General features: G+C 63.0%; 16 protein-coding genes. 10 read left to right on the forward strand and 6 right to left on the reverse strand.

Features of this window, described 5'->3' with window-relative positions:
* Nucleotides 1–96 precede the first annotated feature (96 nt).
* The 4 genes from LDZ21_RS11725 (at nucleotide 97) to aroG (ending at nucleotide 8,253) form a co-directional block, all read left to right on the forward strand.
* Nucleotides 97–4,374 carry a YhdP family phospholipid transporter gene (locus LDZ21_RS11725; protein WP_244793474.1) on the forward strand — a complete coding sequence of 1,426 codons (4,278 nt, stop codon included), beginning with the start codon at nucleotides 97–99 and terminating at the stop codon, nucleotides 4,372–4,374.
* 62 nt (nucleotides 4,375–4,436) lie between these two features.
* Complete coding sequence (locus tag LDZ21_RS11730; RefSeq protein ID WP_244793475.1) at nucleotides 4,437–5,270, forward strand: carbon-nitrogen hydrolase family protein; 834 nt, start codon at nucleotides 4,437–4,439, stop codon at nucleotides 5,268–5,270.
* Between the two features lie 118 nt (nucleotides 5,271–5,388).
* Nucleotides 5,389–6,855: a metalloprotease TldD gene (tldD, locus tag LDZ21_RS11735; protein ID WP_035961553.1), complete on the forward strand. Its 1,467-nt coding sequence runs from the start codon at nucleotides 5,389–5,391 to the stop codon at nucleotides 6,853–6,855.
* 324 nt (nucleotides 6,856–7,179) lie between these two features.
* Nucleotides 7,180–8,253: a 3-deoxy-7-phosphoheptulonate synthase AroG gene (gene aroG, locus LDZ21_RS11740; protein ID WP_244793476.1), complete on the forward strand. Its 1,074-nt coding sequence runs from the start codon at nucleotides 7,180–7,182 to the stop codon at nucleotides 8,251–8,253.
* 52 nt (nucleotides 8,254–8,305) lie between these two features.
* Here the strand turns inward: aroG and LDZ21_RS11745 are convergent, their stop codons facing one another.
* The 3 genes from LDZ21_RS11745 to LDZ21_RS11755 form a co-directional block, all read right to left on the reverse strand.
* Entirely contained in the window at nucleotides 8,306–8,710 is a 405-nt protein-coding gene (locus tag LDZ21_RS11745) for a hypothetical protein (protein WP_244793477.1), read from the reverse strand.
* Between the two features lie 209 nt (nucleotides 8,711–8,919).
* Entirely contained in the window at nucleotides 8,920–9,249 is a 330-nt protein-coding gene (locus LDZ21_RS11750) for a hypothetical protein (RefSeq protein WP_244793478.1), read from the reverse strand.
* 325 nt (nucleotides 9,250–9,574) lie between these two features.
* Entirely contained in the window at nucleotides 9,575–10,129 is a 555-nt protein-coding gene (locus LDZ21_RS11755; RefSeq protein WP_244793479.1) for a cob(I)yrinic acid a,c-diamide adenosyltransferase, read from the reverse strand.
* Nucleotides 10,130–10,300: 171 nt separating this feature from the next.
* Between LDZ21_RS11755 and LDZ21_RS11760 the strand changes: the two genes are divergently transcribed.
* The 6 genes from LDZ21_RS11760 (at nucleotide 10,301) to proC (ending at nucleotide 17,438) form a co-directional block, all read left to right on the forward strand.
* Complete coding sequence (locus LDZ21_RS11760) at nucleotides 10,301–11,725, forward strand: FAD-binding oxidoreductase (protein ID WP_244793480.1); 1,425 nt, start codon at nucleotides 10,301–10,303, stop codon at nucleotides 11,723–11,725.
* Nucleotides 11,726–11,842: 117 nt separating this feature from the next.
* Complete coding sequence (locus LDZ21_RS11765) at nucleotides 11,843–13,396, forward strand: FAD-linked oxidase C-terminal domain-containing protein (RefSeq protein WP_052005654.1); 1,554 nt, start codon at nucleotides 11,843–11,845, stop codon at nucleotides 13,394–13,396.
* A 118-nt stretch (nucleotides 13,397–13,514) separates the two neighbouring features.
* On the forward strand, nucleotides 13,515–14,603 hold the full coding sequence (glcE, locus tag LDZ21_RS11770; RefSeq protein WP_035961572.1) for a glycolate oxidase subunit GlcE: 1,089 nt from the start codon (nucleotides 13,515–13,517) through the stop codon (nucleotides 14,601–14,603).
* A 22-nt stretch (nucleotides 14,604–14,625) separates the two neighbouring features.
* A complete protein-coding gene (glcF, locus tag LDZ21_RS11775; RefSeq protein WP_035961579.1) occupies nucleotides 14,626–15,852 on the forward strand; it encodes a glycolate oxidase subunit GlcF in 1,227 nt (408 codons plus the stop codon).
* Nucleotides 15,853–15,908: 56 nt separating this feature from the next.
* Nucleotides 15,909–16,604: a YggS family pyridoxal phosphate-dependent enzyme gene (locus LDZ21_RS11780; protein ID WP_244793481.1), complete on the forward strand. Its 696-nt coding sequence runs from the start codon at nucleotides 15,909–15,911 to the stop codon at nucleotides 16,602–16,604.
* Nucleotides 16,605–16,625: 21 nt separating this feature from the next.
* Nucleotides 16,626–17,438, forward strand: coding sequence for a pyrroline-5-carboxylate reductase (gene proC / locus LDZ21_RS11785; RefSeq protein WP_244793482.1), 813 nt, complete (start codon nucleotides 16,626–16,628; stop codon nucleotides 17,436–17,438).
* On the opposite strand, the gene LDZ21_RS11790 is transcribed toward proC, so the two are convergent.
* The 3 genes from LDZ21_RS11790 to ubiA form a co-directional block, all read right to left on the reverse strand.
* Nucleotides 17,424–18,074, reverse strand: coding sequence for an FkbM family methyltransferase (locus LDZ21_RS11790; protein ID WP_342346294.1), 651 nt, complete (start codon nucleotides 18,072–18,074; stop codon nucleotides 17,424–17,426). The two genes, proC and LDZ21_RS11790, sit on opposite strands and share 15 nt — an antisense overlap.
* A gap of 196 nt (nucleotides 18,075–18,270) precedes the next feature.
* The gene (locus tag LDZ21_RS11795) at nucleotides 18,271–19,284 is read right to left on the reverse strand and encodes a methyltransferase domain-containing protein (protein ID WP_244793484.1); all 1,014 of its coding nucleotides are present in this window, start codon (nucleotides 19,282–19,284) and stop codon (nucleotides 18,271–18,273) included.
* 527 nt (nucleotides 19,285–19,811) lie between these two features.
* Nucleotides 19,812–20,672, reverse strand: a complete 861-nt coding sequence (gene ubiA, locus LDZ21_RS11800) for a 4-hydroxybenzoate octaprenyltransferase (RefSeq protein WP_244793485.1) — start codon at nucleotides 20,670–20,672, stop codon at nucleotides 19,812–19,814.
* Nucleotides 20,673–20,755: the final 83 nt, after the last annotated feature.

Genomic DNA, 20,755 nt, shown 5'->3' on the forward strand with positions numbered 1-20,755 from the left:
TTTTTCGAGTGCGCGGGCGAAGCCGTCCACGACATACCCTGTGTTACATTGCAGCGTCAAACACGCAAAACTACCATATCGCCGAACAGCCGCAGCATGTCCGACAGCAGACGATCCGTCGACCCGACCGAAGTTGGACAAGCCAAGCCCAGCGGCAACGCCGAGCGCGTCCTGTCGCGTGTCTTAAAAGTCGTCCTCATCGTCGCCGTCGCGATGTACTTCGCGGTGGCGGGCATCTATCTGGGCTTGCGCTATGTGGTGCTGCCGCAGATCGATTCGTTCAGGCTGACCATCGAACAGGCGGTGTCGTCGCGGATTCATGCGCAGCTTCATGTCGGCCGGCTTTCTGCGCGATGGAGCGGCATGCAGCCGACCATCGATATCGATAATCTCCGCATCGACGCCGCCGATGGCTCGCCCGGTCTGGCGGTTCCGCATGCGAGCGCGAGCATCGCGTGGCGGTCGCTGCTGGCGCTGCAACCGAAACTGGCGGACCTCACCGTCGATGGCCCCGACGTCATCATCGCGCGCAAGGCGAACGGTGAGCTGACGGTCGCCGGCGTGCCGGTTCCGGCGCATCGCACCGGCTCCAACGCATTCACCACATGGCTGCTCGGGCAGCAGCGCATCCTGCTGCGCGATGGCACGCTGCGCTGGCGCGACGCCCAGCGCGATGCACCCGAAATCGCGTTCAAGCGTCTGAAGCTCGTGACCCTGAACGACGGCGCGCGTCACCGTCTCGCGCTGACCGCGCCTGCCGATGGCGACGTCCTGCACGGTCCGCTCGACGTTCGCGCGGACTTTCGCCACGAGCCGTTCACCGCGATGGGCGCGCCCGCGAATTGGACCGGCCGCGTTTATGTATCGACGGGCCCCGTCGATCTGCCGATGCTCGCGCGCTACGTAAAGATGCCGTTCGCGGTCTACGATGGCCGCATCGAAAACCGCATCTGGCTGAACTTCGCCCGCGGCCAGTTGCAGACGGCAAACGGCGATCTCACGGGCGGCAACATCGCGCTGCGCGTGCGCGCGACGCAGCCGCGTCTCGATCTGCCGGTGGCGCGCTTCGCGTGGACCATCGACAAGAAGGACACCACGTACACGCTGAACCTCTCCGACCTTCGCGCGGAACTCGGCCAGCCTTCGCTCGAAGACGGCACGACGGTCGCGCGCCTGCTCACGATGCAGACGCTCACGGGCACGTATCGCCCGGCGTCGGTGAACAAGGGGCTGCTGTTTCGCATCGCAGGCGATCAGATCGATCTCGGCATCCTCGCGGAATTCGCGCGCACGCTCCCGCTGCCATCGCGCGTGCTCAACGAACTCGTGCGCTACAACCCGCGCGGGCAGGTCGCCAACTACACGATCTACACCGAACGCGCCGCGCCCAAGACCGAGGAAGAAGCGAAGCAGCAGCGCGAAAAAGGCGATGCGAAGATCGTCCATTACGCGTTCAAGGCCGAGTTGCAGGGCATCAGCGTGCAGGCGCAGGAACCGCCGCCGGGACTCACGATCAACAATCGGCCGCGCGCGGGCATTCCGGGCATCGAGAATCTGTGGGGCGCCGTCGACGCCAACGAGTCGCAAGGCAAAATCGTCATCGACACGAAGAACGCGGCGGTGACGATCCCCGGTGCGTTCGACGATCCCCGTCTCACCTTCGATTCCCTGCAAGGCCGCGCGAACTGGACCGTCGCGGACGCCATCGCGCCGGGCGAACTGCGGCGCGCGTTCACCATTCATCTCGACACGCTGCGCATCCGCAACGCCGACGCCGAAGGCGAAGTCACCGCCGCGTACTGGAACCAGGGTCACGGGCGCGGCAATCTCGACCTCAAGGCGAAGGTCGATTATCTGAAGGCGGCGCGCCTCGTCCGCTATCTTCCGACGAGCCTCAACGAACGCGTGCGCGTTTATCTCGGCCATGCGCTGCAGGCGGGCATCGCGCGCAACGGCACGCTCGAGATTCACGGCGATCTCACGCGCTTCCCGTACGCGAAAGCGCCGGATGCGGGCATCTTCCGCATCGAAGCGCCGTTCACGGGCGGCAAGTTCGATCCCACGCCGTTTCCGCCGCGCAAGCTGCAGAGCGGCCTGCCGAACTTCTGGCCGGCGTTCGAGGGCATCGACGGCACGTTCCGGCTCGCGCAAAACAAGCTCGCCTTCGATATCCATCGCGGGCATTACAAGGGCGTCGCGGTATCGCGCGTGGCGGGACGCATCGACGATACGGGCAATCGCGAAACCAGGCTGCGGATCGACGGCGAAGCGCGCGGGCCGCTCGCCGACATGCTCGACTATGTCGACAACAGCTCGCTCGGCCTGATGGCCAAGCACGCGACACGCAAGCTCGACACGAAAGGCAACGCGGCGCTCGCGCTGACGCTCGGCATTCCGCGCTATCGGCCGCCGCCGCCCGAACCGCCGCTGCGCACCGACTACAAGGGCTCGCTGACTTTCCTGGACAACCAAGTCGCGTACGGCACGCTGCCGCCGCTCACGCATGTGCGCGGCCGGGCGAACTTCGCCGCGAAGACCGTCAACGTCGATGCGCTCAGCGCGCAACTGCTCGGCGGCGACGTGCGCGCGACCGGCGGCGTGCAGCCGAACGGCAATTACGCGTTCGACGTGAACGGGCGCATCGGTCCGGATGCGGCGCAGCGTTTCGACGGACGCATCGCACCGCAAGCAGCGGCGCTGCTCAAGCGTATCGATGGCGCGGCGCCCTACGAACTCCACGTGCGAGGTGCGAAAAACGCGCTGCCGAACATGCGCGCGAGCGCGGATTTGAGCGGCATCGGCATCGATCTGCCCGCGCCGTTCGGCAAGGCGAAAGGCGCGCCGATGCCCTTCTCGCTCAGCTTCCAGCCGGCGCCCGGCGGCGCTCCCGGTCTGCATGATGCGCAACTCGTCTTCGGCCCGCTCGCGGCGCATTACGAGTTGCAGCAGATCGGGCGGGCGCAGGTGAAAGTCGATCCGCAAAACGCCGCCGAGCCGATGAACGTGCGCGCGCAACTCAAGGCCGTGCGCGGCGCGATTGCGCTCAACAAGCCCGCGGACTTGCCAGCCGAGGGCGTGAGCGCCGTCGCGGACATGGACACGCTCGACGCCGACGCGTGGCGCAAAGTCTTCGCCGATACCGCCGCTACCGGTAGCGCCCCTGCGCAGCCGGCAACAAAGCAGGAGCCTCGCGCGAACGCAGACGTCCGCCAATTCATTCCGACGCGCGCCGCCGTTCGCATCGGGACACTGAAGCTGCTCGACCGTCGCTGGAACAACATCGACGTCAACGCGACGGAAGATGCGAGGAAATGGCAGGCGAACATCGCGTCGGATGAAGTATCCGGCAACGTCGCCTTCACGCCTGCCGCGCCGAACGGAAGCCCCGGCGCGATACAGGCGCGGCTCGACAAGGTGGTGATCCCCGAGAAGGCCACGGGCGCGCCCGCCGAGAAGTTCGCGAGCAAGCCGCCGCGCAACATGCCGTCCATCGACGTGATCGTCAACGAACTGGTCTATCGCGGACACGGCCTCGGGCGGCTCGAGGTGGACGCGCACAACGAAGTCATCGCTGACGAGCCGATCTGGACGCTCGACAAGCTCCAGCTTGCCAATCCCGACGCGACGCTCACGGCGAACGCGACGTGGCGCACGCTGCCCGCGCCGGCGACCGCCAGCGGCGATGACTCGAGGCCGCGCCGCACGACGCTCGGCTTTACGCTCGATGTCGCCAATGGCGGACAAGTCCTCGACCGCTTCGGCCTGCCGCATACCGTCAACGGCGGCGCGGGCAAGATCTCGGGACACGCGGCCTGGAACGGCAGCCCGGCGGCCGTCGACATGAACACGCTCGATGGCAAAGTCGGCGTCGATCTTCGTCACGGGCAAATTCTGCGCGCGCCGGGCGCGGCCAAGTTGCTCGGCATCTTCAGCCTGCGCAGTCTCGCCAATCTGTTGACGCTGCATTTCGAGGATGTCGTCGGCAAGGGGCTGCCGTTCGAGAAGATCACCGGCAACGCGCGCATTGAAAACGGCATCAGCCGGACCGACGACCTGCTGATGGTCACGCCGCCCGCCCGCGTGCAGATGCAGGGCGTCGTGAACCTGCCGAAGCAGACGCAGGATTTGCGCGTAAAGGTCGTGCCGACGATCGGCGCGGGTGCGGTCGCCATCGGCGCGGCGGTAATCAATCCGCTGCTCGGTCTGGGCGCGCTCGCCGCCGATCTCGCGCTCTCGAAGTCCATCCAGAAGGCGTTCGCGATGGACTATTCGATCACCGGTACGTTGACGAAGCCCGTCGTCCAGCGTCTGCATGGCGATCAGGGTAAGATCGAACCACCCGCGGCCGTCGCGATTCCGTCAGTCGCTCCATAACGCGGAGCGCACCTTCGTTCCGCCTCGTCCCGCCTCGTCAGATTCACCAACCGGCGCACAACATGAACGAACCATCGAGCGAAAGCGCGGCGCAGCCGTTTCACGTCGCCGCGCTGCAAATGGTGAGCACGCCCGATCGCGACCGCAATCTCGCCGAAGCAGGACGGCTCATCGCCGAAGCGGCGCAAGGCGGCGCGCAACTGGTGCTGCTGCCGGAATACTTCTGCTTCATGGGCTTCAAGGACACGGACAAGCTCGCTATCCGCGAAACGCCCGGCGACGGTCCCATTCAACAGTTTCTTTCCCACGCCGCGCGTGAGCATCGCGTGTGGGTCATCGGCGGGACGCTGCCGTTGAAATCGCCGGAAGCGTCGCGCGTGCTCAACACCACGCTCGTTTTCGATGCGAACGGCAAACAGGCGGCGCGCTACGACAAGATTCACCTGTTCAATTTCGAAAAGGGCGAGGAATCATTCGACGAAGCGCGCACCATCTGCCCCGGCGGCGAAGTGCGGACCTTCGATGCGCCGTTCGGACGCGTCGGCCTGTCCGTCTGCTACGACCTCAGGTTTCCGGAGCTGTACCGGAAGATGGGCGATTGCGCGTTGATCGTCGTGCCGTCCGCGTTCACCTACACGACCGGCAAGGCGCACTGGGAAACGCTGCTGAAGGCGCGGGCGATCGAGAACCAGTGCTATGTGCTCGCCGCAGCGCAAGGCGGCAAGCACGAGAACGGGCGGCGCACGTGGGGACATAGCATGCTGATCGATCCGTGGGGCGAAGTCGTCGCAATGCGCGAGGAAGGCGCGGGCGTCGTCGCGGGCGCGGTCGATCCGGCGCGGATCGCCGAAGTGCGGCAGAGCTTGCCGGCGTATCGGCATCGGGTGATCGGCTGAATGGACTTGAAGACGCGCGTTCTCCCCTGCACATGGCCTCATCGGCGCCGGACAGTAGAATAGTCCGACACAATCGCTCGAACACGCTAAATCACGCTAATCACGCAATAGGCACCGCATGAACATCATCGAACCCGGCATTCGCAACCTCGTCACGGCAAAGGACGTCCTGCTGACGCCCTACGGCCTCGACGAAGGCGTCATCACGCGTACGCTCGCGGAAATCTTCACGCACCGCGTCGATTACGCCGACCTCTATTTCCAGTCCACGCGCAGCGAAGCGTGGAGTCTCGAAGAAGGCATCGTCAAATCGGGCAGTTTCAGCATCGATCAGGGCGTCGGCGTGCGCGCCGTCTCGGGCGAGCGCACGGCTTTCGCCTATTCCGACGATCTTTCGCCCGAATCCATCCGCCAGGCCGCGTACGCGACCCGCGCGATCGCCAAGGCGGGCGGCGGCAAGCACAAGGTAAAGCCGGCGAGCACGCTCACCGGCGTGTCGGGCCGCGATCTGTATCTGCCGGCCGATCCGCTGCATTCGCTCGATGCGAACGCGAAAGTGAAGCTGCTTGAGCGCGTCGAGAAAATGGCGCGCAGCCGCGATCCGCGCATCGTCCAGGTGATGGCGGGCCTCGCCGGCGAATACGACGTGGTGCTCGTCGCCCGCAGCGACGGCGCGCTCGCTGCGGACGTGCGCCCGCTCGTGCGCGTGTCCGTGACGGTGATCGCCGAGCAGAACGGCCGTCGCGAGATCGGCACGGGCGGCGGCGGCGGACGCTTCGACTACGGCTATTTCACCGACGACATCCTGAACAAATATGTCGACGACGCCGTGCACGCGGCGCTCGTCAACCTCGAAGCGCGCCCTGCTCCGGCTGGCGCGATGACCGTGGTGCTCGGTCCGGGCTGGCCGGGCGTGCTGCTGCACGAAGCGGTCGGCCACGGGCTGGAGGGCGATTTCAACCGCAAGGGATCGTCGGCGTTCGCGGGACGCATCGGCGAGCAAGTGGCGGCGAAGGGCGTGACGGTCGTCGATGACGGGACGCTGCCGAATCGGCGCGGCTCGCTCAATATCGACGACGAAGGCAACCCGACGCAATGCACGACGCTGATCGAAGACGGCATCCTGAAGGGCTACATTCAGGATTCGCTGAATGCGCGGCTGATGAAGATGCCGGTGACGGGCAACGCGCGCCGCGAATCGTACGCCGCGCTGCCGATGCCGCGCATGACGAACACCTACATGCTCAACGGCGACAAGGACCCGCAGGAGATTCTCGCTTCGGTGAAGAATGGCCTGTACGCGGTGAATTTCGGCGGCGGGCAGGTGGATATCACCAACGGCAAGTTCGTGTTCTCGGCGTCCGAGGCGTACATGATCGAGGACGGCAAAATCACGTATCCGGTGAAGGGCGCGACGCTGATCGGCAGCGGGCCGGAATCGCTCAAGTACGTGACGATGATCGGCAACGATATGTCGCTTGATAGCGGCGTCGGCGTATGCGGCAAGGAAGGTCAGAGCGTGCCGGTGGGCGTCGGTCAGCCGACGCTGCGCATCGAGAAGATGACGGTGGGCGGCACGGTTTGATGCGTGCGGATTTCCCGCATCGATTTTGTCTCGGGCAGTTGTCCGGGTCGTCTTCGATGCGGATTTCCCGCGTTTTGATGCGCTGCGGCTTGTCAGCGGCGCGCGTTTGAGGTTATAAAGTCAGTCAACCTTTTTTGCGATACACCTTCGACCCGCCATGTCCGCCAAGTTTTATTTTTATTTCTTTTGGCATCTCAAGCCGCTGGCGGATCGAGAGGGGTGAGTCGTAGCTAAAGACACAAACCGAATTCCCGAAAAACCGCCAGCGAGTCTGGCGGTTTTTTTTCGCCGCTTATTTTTGATCGATGCCGTTGGAGAACCGATATGCCCCCGCACAATACCGATGACGTTCGAATTCGCGAGTTGAAAGAGCTCGTCCCGCCCGCGCATTTGATCCGCGAATTTCCGTGCGCGGAGCCGGTGTCCGACCTCATCTTCAATGCGCGGCAATCGATGCATCGCATTCTGCACGGGATGGATGACCGGCTGATCGTCATTATCGGCCCATGCTCGATTCACGATCCGAAGGCGGCGCTGGAATATGCGGGGCGGTTGATCGAGCAGCGGAAGCGGTTTGCGGGCGAGCTGGAAATCGTGATGCGCGTGTATTTCGAAAAACCGCGCACGACGGTGGGCTGGAAGGGGCTGATCAACGATCCGTATATGGATAACAGCTTCAAGATCAACGACGGTTTGCGCAAGGCGCGCGAACTGCTGATGAATATCAACGAGATGGGTTTGCCGGCTGGCACCGAGTATCTCGATATGATCAGCCCGCAATATATCGCCGATCTCATTTCATGGGGCGCGATTGGGGCGCGGACTACGGAATCGCAGGTGCATCGGGAACTGGCTTCGGGGCTTTCTTGTCCGGTCGGATTCAAGAATGGCACGGATGGGAACGTGAAGATCGCCGTCGATGCGATCAAGGCTGCGTCGCAACCGCATCATTTCTTATCGGTCACGAAGGGCGGGCATTCGGCGATTGTTTCCACTGCCGGTAATGAAGATTGCCATATCATTTTGCGCGGCGGGAAATCGCCTAACTTCGATGCGGCTTCGGTCGATGCGGCTTGTAGTGATATCGGAAAGGCTGGGTTGGCTGCGCGGTTGATGATCGATGCTAGTCATGCTAATAGCTCGAAGAAGCATGAGAATCAGATTCCGGTTTGCGAGGATATCGGGCGGCAACTCGCTGCCGGGGATGAGCGGATCGTCGGCGTGATGGTGGAATCGCACCTTGTTGCTGGGCGGCAGGATTTGAAGGAGGGCTGTGAGCTTACCTACGGGCAGAGTGTTACTGATGCTTGTATCGGGTGGGAGGAGAGTGTGGGGGTGCTTGAAGGACTTGCGGCTGCGGTTAAGCAGCGGCGGGTTTTGAGGGGTGGGGGGAATTGAGGAAACCGCATCGTGCGGTCGACATAATCTCGGCCGACCGCACCGCGTAAGATTACTTCACTCTGAGATCCGATGAGTCAATTTTGAACTCATCGGCGATTCCCAATTTCTTCATGATTGCCGGCAGCACTTGGTGGACAAGTCTCATGCCGACTAGTAGCTCGTTCATATAGATATCGGGATGCAGGCGCGACTTGTTGAGTCCCAAACTTTCAGCCTCTGCCATATGGCCGAGGAGATTGTGATCTCCATGAACGATGTCCATTAACTCTGCTTTTAGTGGCACGCCGGCACGAAACGAACGTTCCTTTACCAGCGCGATCCAATCCTCATAATCATTGATCACTTCCCGCCTGAAATCTTGGATCTTAAGGGCGTACTTTTCGTCTACGTCGATTTTGCAAGCCGCCAACGCCATCAAACAACTTTCGATGTTCTCAGCTTCGGTGCCGCTCATATTCAGATCGTCGTCAAACAAAAGATCTTCTATGTATGCAGCATAGAATCCATAAACGTCGTTCAGTGACTTGAATATTTTGTTGATCGTGTTCGTCAGCTCGTTTGCTCTAACTTCATCCCAAAATCGGCCCCCGCGCTCATGGTCTGCATAGTCGCCATCTTCATCATGGCGTTCCTCGTCGTCGGCTTTCTGGTCGTTACCCTTGGCTAATTCACTTCGAACTGGGAAGGGAATCCTTCCGGGAACGATATTCCCATTCGTTGTAGAACTTGTGAAGTCTCCGCAGCCAACCCGCCTAGGTCGTCGTCTAACGGATACGTATCATAGCCCGTCTCAGCCCCACTTTTTACGAAGTCAGCAATAGTACGAATCAGGCTTTCCCATTTTTTCGCTTCATCCAGTGAACCTGCAGCAAATATTAATTCAGGAACCTGCTCACCAATGCCAAGGATCCCTCGGAGCTTTACTTCTTCGTCTCGCGACATAACATCGCCCGTTTTCCATTTACTTATCTGAGCCGGCGATACCCCAAGCATCTGTGCGAGTTCCCTCTGAGTACAGCGCAAGGAACGTAGGGCGAGCTGTATGAGAGCTTCACTTGACATTGTTATTTATGCCTCTCTGATGATCAACGATTCAGAAGATTGAGATCAGAGGTTAGTAAATCACATCTGCGCGAGCAACCGCTCGCCTTCAACACTATTTGACTGAACCTCCGTTAATTTCGCCTATTTCGAGAAAGACGGCAATTCAACGGATATCTGAAATTCAGATAAATGCACTAAGTTTGCATCAAGAGCAATCGCGCGCGAAGAGGTTCGAGCGGCATGCACAACGGGGACTGCTCAATGGCGGCCATCATTACTGTCTCACGTGCTGCCACAACACATCACTCCCCCCATCCGCCCGATTCAACACCCTAGCCACCACAAACAACAAATCCGACAACCGATTAACATACCGTCTCGGCGCCTCATTAACCGCCTCAGCCTCAACATGCCCCAACGCAACAATCGCCCTTTCCACCCGTCGACAAATGGTGCGAGAAACATGCGCCAAAGCAGCCGCTCTCGACCCGCCCGGCAAAATAAACTCCTTGAGCGGCGGCAATGTCCCGTTGTATTCAGCCAACCACCCATCCAGCCGCTCGAGATGCGAATCCGAAATCATCGAATGCCCCGGAATCGACAATTCCCCGCCTAAATCAAACAAATCGTTTTGAATGGACGTCAAAGCATCGCGAATATCGGTCGGCAACGGCTCGCACAACAAAACGCCCAACGACGAATTCAACTCGTCTACATCGCCAATCGCCGCAATACGCGCATCGTCTTTCAAAACGCGTCGGCCATCGCCGAGACCGGTGGTGCCATCGTCGCCAGTGCGCGTGGCGATCTTGCTCAGGCGGTGTCCCATCACTGCTCCTCGATTATCAAAGCGTCAAAACCAGCCGCCCCATTATAGGCACGCCCCTCCTCCGCTCCGTCCTGCGCGTAAAATGAGATAACGCGTCACGGCATCGCGCAGACGGTCCGCGATCGCCGCCAAGAACCGCACAAAAGCCGCAAAAAAGCCCGGAGACAACCCGTGAACCACCCCGCCGAACACGCCGCCATCCAGCACGCGCGCCGCCCCTTCCCCGCCGCGCTCCTCGAATCGCTCAAAGCACACTTCGGCGACCGCGTCTCGACCTCGGAAGCCGTGCGCGAACACCACGGCCGCGACGAATCGCCGTTCGATCCGCACCTGCCCGACGCCGTCGTCTTCGCGCGCAGCACCGAGGAAGTCCAGGCCATCGTCCGCCTGTGCGCGCAGTACGACGTGCCGATCATCCCCTATGGCAACGGATCGTCGCTCGAAGGGCATCTGCTGGCGGTGCAAGGCGGCGTGTCGATCGACCTGTCGGAAATGAACAAGGTCATCTCGATCAACCCCGAAGACCTCACGGCGACCGTCGAACCGGGCATCTCGCGCAAGCAGCTGAACGAAGCGCTGAAAGACACCGGCCTCTTCTTCCCGATCGATCCCGGCGCGGACGCGAGCATCGGCGGCATGTCCGCGACGCGCGCCTCCGGCACGAACGCGGTGCGCTATGGCTCGATGCGCGAAAACGTGCTCGCGCTGACCGTCGTGCTCGCCGATGGCCGCGTCGTCAAGACCGGCACGCGCGCACGCAAATCGTCGGCGGGCTACGACCTGACGCGGCTGTTCGTCGGCTCCGAAGGCACGCTCGGCGTCATCACCGAAATAACCGTGCGGCTCTATCCGCAGCCGGAAGCGATCTCCGCCGCCGTCTGCGCGTTCCCGTCGATGGGCGACGCCGTGCGCGCCGTCATCGAAACCATTCAGATGGGCGTGCCGATTGCACGCGTCGAATTCGTCGATGCGCTCGCCGTGCGGGCAATCAATCGCCATTCGAACCTGAGCCTGCGCGAATCGCCGATGCTGTTCTTCGAATTCCACGGCACCGAAGCCGGCGTCAAGGAACAGGCCCAGACCGTGCAGGACATCACCGCCGAAAACAGCGGCACCGACTTCAACTGGGCGACGCGTCCCGAAGACCGCAGCCGCCTCTGGAATGCGCGCCACAGCGCCTATTTCGCGATGCTGCAACTGAAGCCCGGCTGCCGCGCCGTCACCACCGACGTCTGCGTACCGATTTCGCGGCTCGCGGAATGCGTCGTGGAGACGGAAAAGGATCTGCTCGGCTCGTCGCTGCCGTGCCCGATCGTCGGCCATGTCGGCGACGGCAACTTTCACGTCGCGATGCTGCTCGATCCCGCGAAGCCCGAAGAGCTGGAAGAGGCTGAGCGGCTGAACCGGCGCATCGTCGAACGTGCGCTGAAAGTCGGCGGCACGTGCACGGGGGAGCACGGCGTCGGGCTGCACAAGATGGGCTTCATGATCGACGAGCACGGCGAGGACGGCATCGCGGTCATGCGCTCGATCAAGCAGGCGCTCGATCCGAAGAACTTGATGAATCCGGGCAAGATTTTCAGCTTCACGCAGTAACGCCTCGGCAGCGCGCCCGATGGACGCGGAAGCCCCGAGCGCGCACCATAGGGCGTCGCCGCGTCAGAGACATTCATCGAACAAGCGCCAGCATCACGACCGGCGCCGGGAGGAGACATGAACGCACCCGACGAACTCAAGCCGCCGCTCACGCCGGCCGTATCGCCGAACCTGCCGCACGAGGTTGCGCCGGACCTGTCGCCGGAGCAACTCGCCGAGCGCCAGCGCGAAGTCGTGCAGGCGCTGATGGCCGTGCTGCCGACGCATTGCCTGCTGTTTCGCGACGAAGACACCTCCGTCTACGAATGCGATGGCCTCGCCGCCTATCGCCGCCTGCCGCTCGCGGTCGTGCTGCCGGAAACCGAGGCGCAGGTGCAGCGCGTCGTGCAAATCTGCGCGCGGCTTGCCGTGCCCATCGTTCCGCGCGGCGCAGGCACCGGGCTATCGGGCGGCGCGATGCCGATCCGGCATGGCATCGTGCTGTCGCTGGCGCGGTTTCGCAAAATCGTCGAGGTCGATCCGTACGCGCGCACCGCCACGGTCCAGCCGGGCGTGCGCAATCTCGCGATATCCGAGGCCGCCGCGCCTTTTGGGCTCTATTACGCGCCGGACCCGTCGTCGCAGATCGCGTGCACGATCGGCGGCAACGTCTCCGAGAATTCGGGCGGCGTGCATTGCCTGAAGTACGGCCTCACCGTGCATAACGTGCTGCGCGTGCGCGCCGTGACGATGGAAGGCGATGTCGTCGAATTCGGCTCGCTCGGGCCGGACGCGCCGGGGCTGGATCTGCTGGCCGTGCTGATCGGCAGCGAAGGCATGTTCGCGATCGTCACTGAAATCACCGTCAAGCTGATTCCGAAGCCGCAGACCGCGCAAGTCATCATGGCGAGCTTCGACGACGTCGTGAAAGGCGGCAACGCCGTCGCGGCGATCATCGCGGCGGGCATCATTCCCGCCGGTCTCGAAATGATGGACAAGCCCGCGACGCGCGCGGTCGAAGAGTTCGTCAACGCGGGCTACGACACCGACGCCGCCGCCATCCTGCTCTGCGAATCCGACGGCACCTACGACGAAGTCACCGAGGAAATCGTGCGCATGACGGCCGTGCTGCGCGAGCACGGCGCGACGCGCATCCAGATTTCGCGATCGGAGGCCGAGCGTCTCAAGTTCTGGTCGGGCCGCAAGAACGCGTTCCCCGCCGCCGGCCGGATCTCGCCCGACTACTACTGCATGGACGGCACGGTGCCGCGCCGCGCCATCGGGCCGCTGCTTGCGCGCATCGAAGAGATGGAGAAGAAATACGCGCTGCGCTGCATCAACGTGTTTCATGCGGGCGACGGCAACATGCATCCGCTCATTCTGTTCAACGGCAACGATCTGGACGAGTGGCATCGCGCGGAAGCGTTCGGCTCGGACATCCTGGAGGCATGCGTCGAGCTGGGCGGAACCGTGACGGGCGAGCATGGCGTGGGCATCGAAAAGATCAATTCGATGTGCGTGCAGTTCTCGCCCGAGGAACGCGACGCGTTTCACGCGGTCAAGCGCGCGTTCGATCCGCCGGGGCTGCTCAATCCGGACAAGGGCATCCCGACGCGCGCGCGCTGCGCCGAGTACGGAAAGATGCACATTCGCGGCGGGCTGCTGCCGCATCCCGAACTGCCGCGCTTCTAACCCGCGACGCGCTGCGCTATCCACGTTTGTCCGGGTATGGCTGCGTTAAGCGGCCAGTACAATCGACCGGACAGGCGGCACCGCCACTACAGCAGTCGAAACGAAGAGCGGGACATCCATGGAACAGGACGACATCGTCGCCGGCTGGTCGGAGCGGATCGCCCGGGCCACCGAAGCCGGCACGCCGCTGCGCATCCGGGGCGGCGGGACGAAGGACTGGTACGGCCAGACGCTCCAGGGTGAGATTCTCGACACGCGCGTGCATCGCGGCATCGTCGAGTACGATCCGGCGGAACTCGTCATCACCGCGAAAAGCGGCACACCGCTCGCCGAAGTCGAAGCCGCGCTGCGAGCGCACGGCCAGATGCTGCCGTTCGAGCCGCCGCACTTCGGCCGCAATGCGACGCTCGGCGGCTGCATCGCGGCGGGCATCGCGGGGCCGCGCCGCGCCTGGACCGGCGCGCCGCGCGATTTCGTGCTGGGCGCGGTCGTCATGAACGGACACGGACAAGTGCTGCACTTCGGCGGGCAAGTGGTCAAGAACGTCGCGGGCTATGACGTCTCGCGGCTGATGGCCGGGTCGCTCGGCACGCTCGGCCTGATCCTCGAACTGTCGATAAAGGTGTTGCCGCGCCCCGTCGCCGAAGCCACGCTCAAATTCGACATGCACGCCACCGACGGCGTGCGCAAGCTCAACGAATGGGGCGGCCATCCGTTGCCGATCAACGGCAGCGCGTGGCGCGACGGCACGCTGGCGCTGCGTCTCGCGGGCGCCGAAGCCGCCGTCAAGACCGCGCGCAACACGCTCGGCGGCGAAGTGGTCGATGCCGTCGAGGCCGACCGCTTCTGGATCGCCATGCGCGAGCAGACCGACCCGTTCTTCGCCGTGATCGAGCCGCGCTCGGCGCTGTGGCGTCTCGCGCTGCCGTCGATTGCGGAACCGCTGCATCTGCCGGGCGCGCAGCTGATGGAATGGGGCGGCGCGCAACGCTGGTGGATCACGGACACCGATCCGCAGACGGTTCGCATCAGCGCGAAGCAGGCGGGCGGCCACGCGACGATCTTCCGCGCCGGCTCGGCCTACGACCGTAATGCAGGCGTATTCACGCCGCTGCCTGCGCCGCTGATGAAGATTCATCGCGGACTGAAGGCGGTGTTCGATCCGGCGCGCGTGTTCAACCGCGGGCGGCTGTATCCCGACTTCTAGGCCAACCGAGCGGACCTGAGCGATGCAAACCAATCTCGCCGATTTCATCCGCGGCACGGCCGACGGCGACGAAGCCGACGCCATCCTGCGCAAATGCGTGCACTGCGGCTTCTGCACGGCGACCTGCCCGACGTATCAACTGCTCGGCGACGAACTCGACGGACCGCGCGGGCGCATCTACCTGATGAAGCAGATGTTCGAAGGCGCGCCCGTCACGCGCAGCACGCAGACGCATCTGGACCGCTGCCTGACGTGCCGCAATTGCGAGAGCACGTGTCCTTCGGGCGTGCAGTACGGCAAGCTCGTCGAGATCGGGCGCAAGGTGGTCGAGGAGAAAGTCGAACGGCCGATGCGCCAGCGCCTGCAACGCCGCCTGCTCGCGAGCTTTCTGCCGAACAGCACGCTCTTCACGCCCGCGATGAAGCTCGGGCAGCAGTTTCGCGGCATCCTTCCGCGCACGCTGCGCGCGAAGATACCGGTCGCGCAAAAACCGCTCGCGCAGCCGACGCGCAAGCACGCGCGCAAGATGCTGATGCTCGCCGGATGCGTGCAGCCCGCGATGATGCCGAACGTGAACATCGCGACGGCGCGTGTGTTCGATGCGCTCGGCATCGAGATCGTGACCGCGCCGGATGCCGGCTGCTGCGGCGCGATCCGCCTGCATCTCGGCTATAACGACGACGCGCTCGGCGACGTGCGCAACAACATCGACGCATGGTGGCCGTATGTCGAAAACGGCGTCGAGGCCATCGTGATGAACGCGTCGGGCTGCGGCGCGACGGTAAAGGAGTACGCGCACCTGATGCGCAACGATCCGATGTACGCGGAGAAGGCGCGGCGCATCGTCGATCTGACGCGCGATCTCGCCGAAATCCTGCCGCTGTACGAGGAAGAGCTCGTATCGATCGCGCGGCGGCGGGGCGTGCATACCGTCGCGTTTCATCCACCGTGCACGCTGCAGCACGGGCAGCAGATTCGCGGGCGCGTCGAGGCGTTGCTGACGGCGCTCGGCATCGAAGTGCGCCTGCCCGCGGATAACCACATTTGCTGCGGATCGGCGGGAACATATTCGGTGCTGCAGCCGAAGCTCTCCTACGCGCTGCGCAACCAGAAGCTGGATCGGCTGGAGAAGACGGAACCGCAGATGATCGTGTCGGCGAACGTGGGCTGCATCGCGCATCTGCAAAGCGGCACGTCGACGCCGGTCACGCACTGGATTCAACTTTTGGAGCATCTGCTATACGGCTAGGCGGATTCGTATAATTGCCCGCTTACTGTCCGATTTGCTTCGAAAGCCGCTCACGCATGTCCATCGCACACCATCTCGCAGAAGTCCGGCAACGCATCGCGCAGGCGGCACAAAGCGCATCGCGCGATCCCGCGTCGGTCAGGCTGCTGGCCGTTTCCAAGACCTTCCCCGCCGGCGACGTGCGCGCCGCCTTCGACGCCGGCCAGCGCGCGTTCGGCGAGAACTACGTGCAGGAAGGCGTGACGAAGATCGCGGCGCTGGCCGAGTTGCGCGGCGAGATCGAATGGCATTTCATCGGGCCGCTCCAATCGAACAAGACGAAGCTCGTCGCGGAACAGTTCGACTGGGTGCATTCGATCGACCGCCTGAAGATCGCGGAGCGGCTGTCCGCGCAGCGTCCCGAAGGCGCGGCGGCGCTGAATGTTTGCGTGCAGGTGAATGTGAGCGGCGAGGCGTCGAAGAGCGGCGTCGAACCCGCCGATGCCGCCGCGCTCGCCCATGCGATCGCCGCCCTGCCCGGCTTGCGGCTGCGCGGACTGATGGCGATTCCCGAACCCGCCGATACGCTCGACGCCCAGCGCGCGCCCCACGCCCGCCTGCGCGGACTGATGGACGCCCTGCGCGCCGACGGCCTCGATCTCGACACGCTCTCGATGGGCATGTCCGCCGACCTCGAAGCGGCCGTGATGGAAGGCGCGACGATGGTCCGCATCGGCACCGCGATCTTCGGCGCACGCGATTACACGAACTGATCACCCACTCCTTTTTCTTCTATGAAAATCGCATTCATCGGCGGCGGCAACATGGCCGCGGCGCTCATCGGCGGTCTCGTCAAACGCGGCGTCGCGCCGGCGGACATCTTTGCCATCGACATCAACGACGACGCGCGCGCGCGGACCGCGAAGGAGTTCGGCGTCGCGACAGGCGCGGCCATCGACGCCACGCTCGGCGGATACGACGCCATCGTGCTCGCGGTCAAGCCGCAGGTGCTCAAGAGCGTCGCGGAGGCGCTGGCGCCGCATCTGTCGCAGCAGACCATCATCAGCATCGCGGCGGGGATTCGCGCGACGGACCTCTCGCGCTGGCTCAACGGCCACACGCAGATCGTGCGCACGATGCCGAACACGCCTGCGCTCATCGGCATGGGCGTGACGGGGCTGGCCGCGCTGCCCGGCGTCGGCGAGGCCGCTAAGGCGCTTGCATCGCAAGTTCTCGAAGCGGTGGGCACGACCGTGTGGTTCGACGACGAAGCGAAGCTCGACGCCGTCACCGCGATTTCCGGCAGCGGCCCGGCTTACGTGTTCTATTTCATCGAAGCGATGCAGGAAGCCGCACGCGCGCTCGGCATGGACGAGGAACAGGGCCGCGCACTCGCCGTCGCGACGTTCACCGGCGCGGCGCAGCTTGCGGCGCAATCCGGCGAGCCGGCGAGCGTGCTGCGCGAACGGGTGACATCGAAAGGCGGCACGACGGCGGCGGCGCTGGCTTCCTTCGACGCACAAGGCGTGAAGGATGCGATCGTGCGCGGCGCGCTGGCCGCACAAGCGCGGGCGAAAGAGATGGGAGACGAATTAGGCGCGGCTTAACCGGCGGCGGCGAGCGTCAGCTGAGATAAAGTACTTTGTCGCGCAAGAAACGTGTTGCCGCAGCGGGTCGCGCTCGCTGATCGCGAGCATGTTCGGGGCGACCTCGTAGAAGTCGGCATAAGCCACGTCCGCAAGCAGTTTGCGGATGTCCTGCGCGTCGGTTTTCAGCGTTTCGACGAGGATGACCGGCGCGCATCGTTTCAAGGTTCCTTTAGCGCCTCTTAGCACGTCGAGCTCCATGCCCTCGACATCGAGCTTGAAAAAATCGACGCGTTCGAGTTGCAGGGAATCGATGCTGATCATCGGCACTTTGACGCCGCGTCCGGAAGCGTAAGACACGTTCTGACCGATGCTCAGCGTGTCTTTCATTTCGCGCAGTTCGAGACTGCCGAAACTTCCGGCCGCGTAATAATCGGGCTGCGGAATTTCGATTTCACCGACGCGCTCGCCCAGCGCAGCGAGTTTTGCACGCGCATTCATGCAATTGTTGATCGCGAGATTACCGGCCAGCGCGTAACACACGATTTCCTGTGCCTCGAAACTCAGCACGCGACCCCAGCCGTACATTCGCCGCGCCCGATGTATTGAGCATTTGATGACCGACGCCATACGTGAAACCGTCCTTAACCGCGACATCGTTTCGATTCACGATCATGGTGCCGTGACTCGATGCGGCGAGAACATAAGCAATGGGGCGTTCTGGAAATGACATGATTCAAAGAAGTTGGAAAGTCATCTGGCCAGTGTAGTGTCCAGACGACTGAGTGCAACTTCGATCCAGCGCGACGATTGCCATGTCGGTGCGAGGCCCATTAAGCCCGCGCTGCTGCCCTTACAACTTCTGCACCACGAATTCGATGCCGCATTCGGAGAACGCGGTGCGTGTCTGATCGAATCGCTCCATGCCCCGCAGAAACGCGTGATTCAGGCGCTCGACCTTCTCCACGTTCACTTCGCCGTCGAACTGGCGCAGCATGTCGAGCACGTTGATCGACACCGGCGACCAGCTCGTGCGCTTGAACATCGTGAAGGTATGCTTGTGATCGCCATTGAACGTGGATGGCCACACGCCCTGCTCGTACATGTCCTCGTCCGGCACCGTAATGACGAGATGTCCGCCGGGCTTCACCACGCGCAGCCAGTTCCGCATAGCGATGCGCGGATCGACCATGTGTTCCAGACAGTGTCCCGAATACACGAAATCGAAGGCGCCGTCGGGCACGTTCGCGAGCTGTTGCGCATCGCCCTGCGGCATGTCGTAGACCGTCACGGTCTGGATGCGCGGAAATAGCTGCGCGTAAGCCGCGATGCTGTCGTTCCCCCCGCCGATGTCGATGCCCATCCCCACGAGCCAGCGATTGCTGAAACGCGCGTCCAGCAGCCGGCGGTTGAGCGAGACGCAGGTCGTGCCGGGAACGTCCAGGAAAAGCACGGGCGGCTGCGTGACATCGCCCGGAAGAACCCATGGGCTCAGTCCGTATTCGCCCCATGCGCGCGGCCAAAGAACGGCGTAGCCGGTGTCTTCGGCGAGCCAGTGCAGCAAGTGCGTGGCTCCGAACTCGCCGAGCAATGCGAGGAAGCGCGCTTCCTGATCAAAGCCGTGCGCGACCGAATCGGGCAGCGCGCCGTGCGCCACCTTGAAGTCGCGGCGATAAACCCGCACGTCGTCGATCACGATCAGCGCATTTGCCGCGCGGCCCTTCAATGATGCGAGTTCGTCGATGAGCGGCAGGCGCGTCGCGGACGAGTGGCTTGCGTTGTCATAGCTGCTATCGCCGAAGTCCGCGCCGGGAAATTGGGCGTCGAGAAAAATCAGACAACGCTGCTGCGCGATTGCGCTTTGCACGCTCTCCGATTTCAAAAAATCGGCACTGTCAGACTTCGCGACATATAGCCGCTCATTCTGCTCGGCCTTTCGGTGAAGATCTTCGTGAATCTCGCAGGAAAGCGCGTGACCCATGCCGCTATTTAACGCATGTCGGCAGGAATTCCCAAGACCGTAACCTGTTTCGACAAATTGCGTGATTTTATGTCGAGCAACGAGCGTTGCCACGTTGAACCGCGCGAGAGAACCCATGACTATTACCCTGTATTGAGGTGACTAGCTGTCGCACACAGGCGTTGTCACTACTGTGATTAACGCGACAGGAGCTATGCAATGCCTCGAGACAGCTATCGAAACGATCGGGAAGAGTTAATACATTCGAGAATGCAAATAAACCCGATGTCTTTCGACAGTAACAGAATGGCTATGCGCGCGACAAATTACGCGACCATTTGTATCGTTCGGCGATTCAATTCGAACCCTTATGCGCATTCGAGCGCCGGCTTCGGCAAAGCGAAACCAGCGCCGAATTCATTCAGAATAGGCGATCAGCCTGCGAGCGCGTATTGCAGCGCGATTCCTGCGAACAATGCGCCGCCGAGCCAGTTGTTGTGCTTGAACGCAGCGAAACATGCCATGCGGTCGCGATCGCGGATCAGCACGTAGTGATACACCGCGCAGCCCGCCGCCGCCGCCCAGCCGAGCCAGTACGGCCAGCCGAAATGAAGCGCCACGCCGATCCACACGTACACCGCGAGCGTCGCCGCGTAGCACAGCATGACGGCGAGCACGTCGAATCGGCCGAAGGTGAGCGCGGAAGTGCGAATGCCGATCTTGATGTCGTCGTCGCGATCGACCATCGCGTATTCGGTGTCGTAGGCGACGGACCAGCAGACGTTGGCCGCGAGCATGATCCACGCGAGCATCGGCACCTGATCCTGGACGGCGGAGAACGCCATCGGGATGCCGAAGCCGAACGCGATGCCGAGATACGCCTGCGGTATCGCGAAAAAGCGCTTCGTGAACGGATAGGTCCCCGCGACGAAGAGCGCGAAAACCGAAAGCTGCTTCGTCAGCGTGTTGAGCGGCAGGATCAGCAGGAACGCCACGAGCGACAGCGCCGCCGCGAGCGCCACCGCTTCCCATGCCTCGATCTTGCCGGAGGTGATCGGCCGCTCGGCGGTGCGCTTCACGTAGCGGTCGAAGTCGCGGTCGGCGTAATCGTTGATTGCGCAGCCCGCCGAGCGCATGAGCAGCGTGCCTATCGAAAAGATGACGATCAGCATCAGCGATGGACGGCCATCCGACGCGATCCACAGCGCGTTGAGCGTCGGCCACAACAGCAGCAGGCTGCCGATGGGCTTGTCGAGGCGCACGAGGCGCATATAGAGCGGGAGACGGGCGAGCATGGCGGGCGGCATGAAGTCGATGGGCTATTTTAGACCACCGTCCCGCGTGCGGACTTCGCGTGCTCGACGCCCCAAAAAGCAAA

The sequence above is a fragment of the Caballeronia grimmiae genome (genome assembly GCF_022879615.1).
Lineage (GTDB): Bacteria > Pseudomonadota > Gammaproteobacteria > Burkholderiales > Burkholderiaceae > Caballeronia > Caballeronia grimmiae.

Bases quoted from the DNA above. Each gene is read 5' to 3' on its own strand.
- LDZ21_RS11750 (WP_244793478.1), bottom strand. From the start codon at position 9,249: ATGCTTGGGGTATCGCCGGCTCAGATAAGTAAATGGAAAACGGGCGAT.
- glcF (WP_035961579.1), top strand. From the start codon at position 14,626: ATGCAAACCAATCTCGCCGATTTCATCCGCGGCACGGCCGACGGCGAC.
- proC (WP_244793482.1), top strand. From the start codon at position 16,626: ATGAAAATCGCATTCATCGGCGGCGGCAACATGGCCGCGGCGCTCATC.
- LDZ21_RS11745 (WP_244793477.1), bottom strand. From the start codon at position 8,710: ATGAGCGGCACCGAAGCTGAGAACATCGAAAGTTGTTTGATGGCGTTG.
- glcE (WP_035961572.1), top strand. From the start codon at position 13,515: ATGGAACAGGACGACATCGTCGCCGGCTGGTCGGAGCGGATCGCCCGG.
- LDZ21_RS11755 (WP_244793479.1), bottom strand. From the start codon at position 10,129: ATGGGACACCGCCTGAGCAAGATCGCCACGCGCACTGGCGACGATGGC.
- ubiA (WP_244793485.1), bottom strand. From the start codon at position 20,672: ATGCTCGCCCGTCTCCCGCTCTATATGCGCCTCGTGCGCCTCGACAAG.
- aroG (WP_244793476.1), top strand. From the start codon at position 7,180: ATGCCCCCGCACAATACCGATGACGTTCGAATTCGCGAGTTGAAAGAG.
- LDZ21_RS11790 (WP_342346294.1), bottom strand. From the start codon at position 18,074: ATGTCGCGGTTAAGGACGGTTTCACGTATGGCGTCGGTCATCAAATGC.
- LDZ21_RS11765 (WP_052005654.1), top strand. From the start codon at position 11,843: ATGAACGCACCCGACGAACTCAAGCCGCCGCTCACGCCGGCCGTATCG.
- LDZ21_RS11780 (WP_244793481.1), top strand. From the start codon at position 15,909: ATGTCCATCGCACACCATCTCGCAGAAGTCCGGCAACGCATCGCGCAG.
- LDZ21_RS11730 (WP_244793475.1), top strand. From the start codon at position 4,437: ATGAACGAACCATCGAGCGAAAGCGCGGCGCAGCCGTTTCACGTCGCC.
- tldD (WP_035961553.1), top strand. From the start codon at position 5,389: ATGAACATCATCGAACCCGGCATTCGCAACCTCGTCACGGCAAAGGAC.
- LDZ21_RS11725 (WP_244793474.1), top strand. From the start codon at position 97: ATGTCCGACAGCAGACGATCCGTCGACCCGACCGAAGTTGGACAAGCC.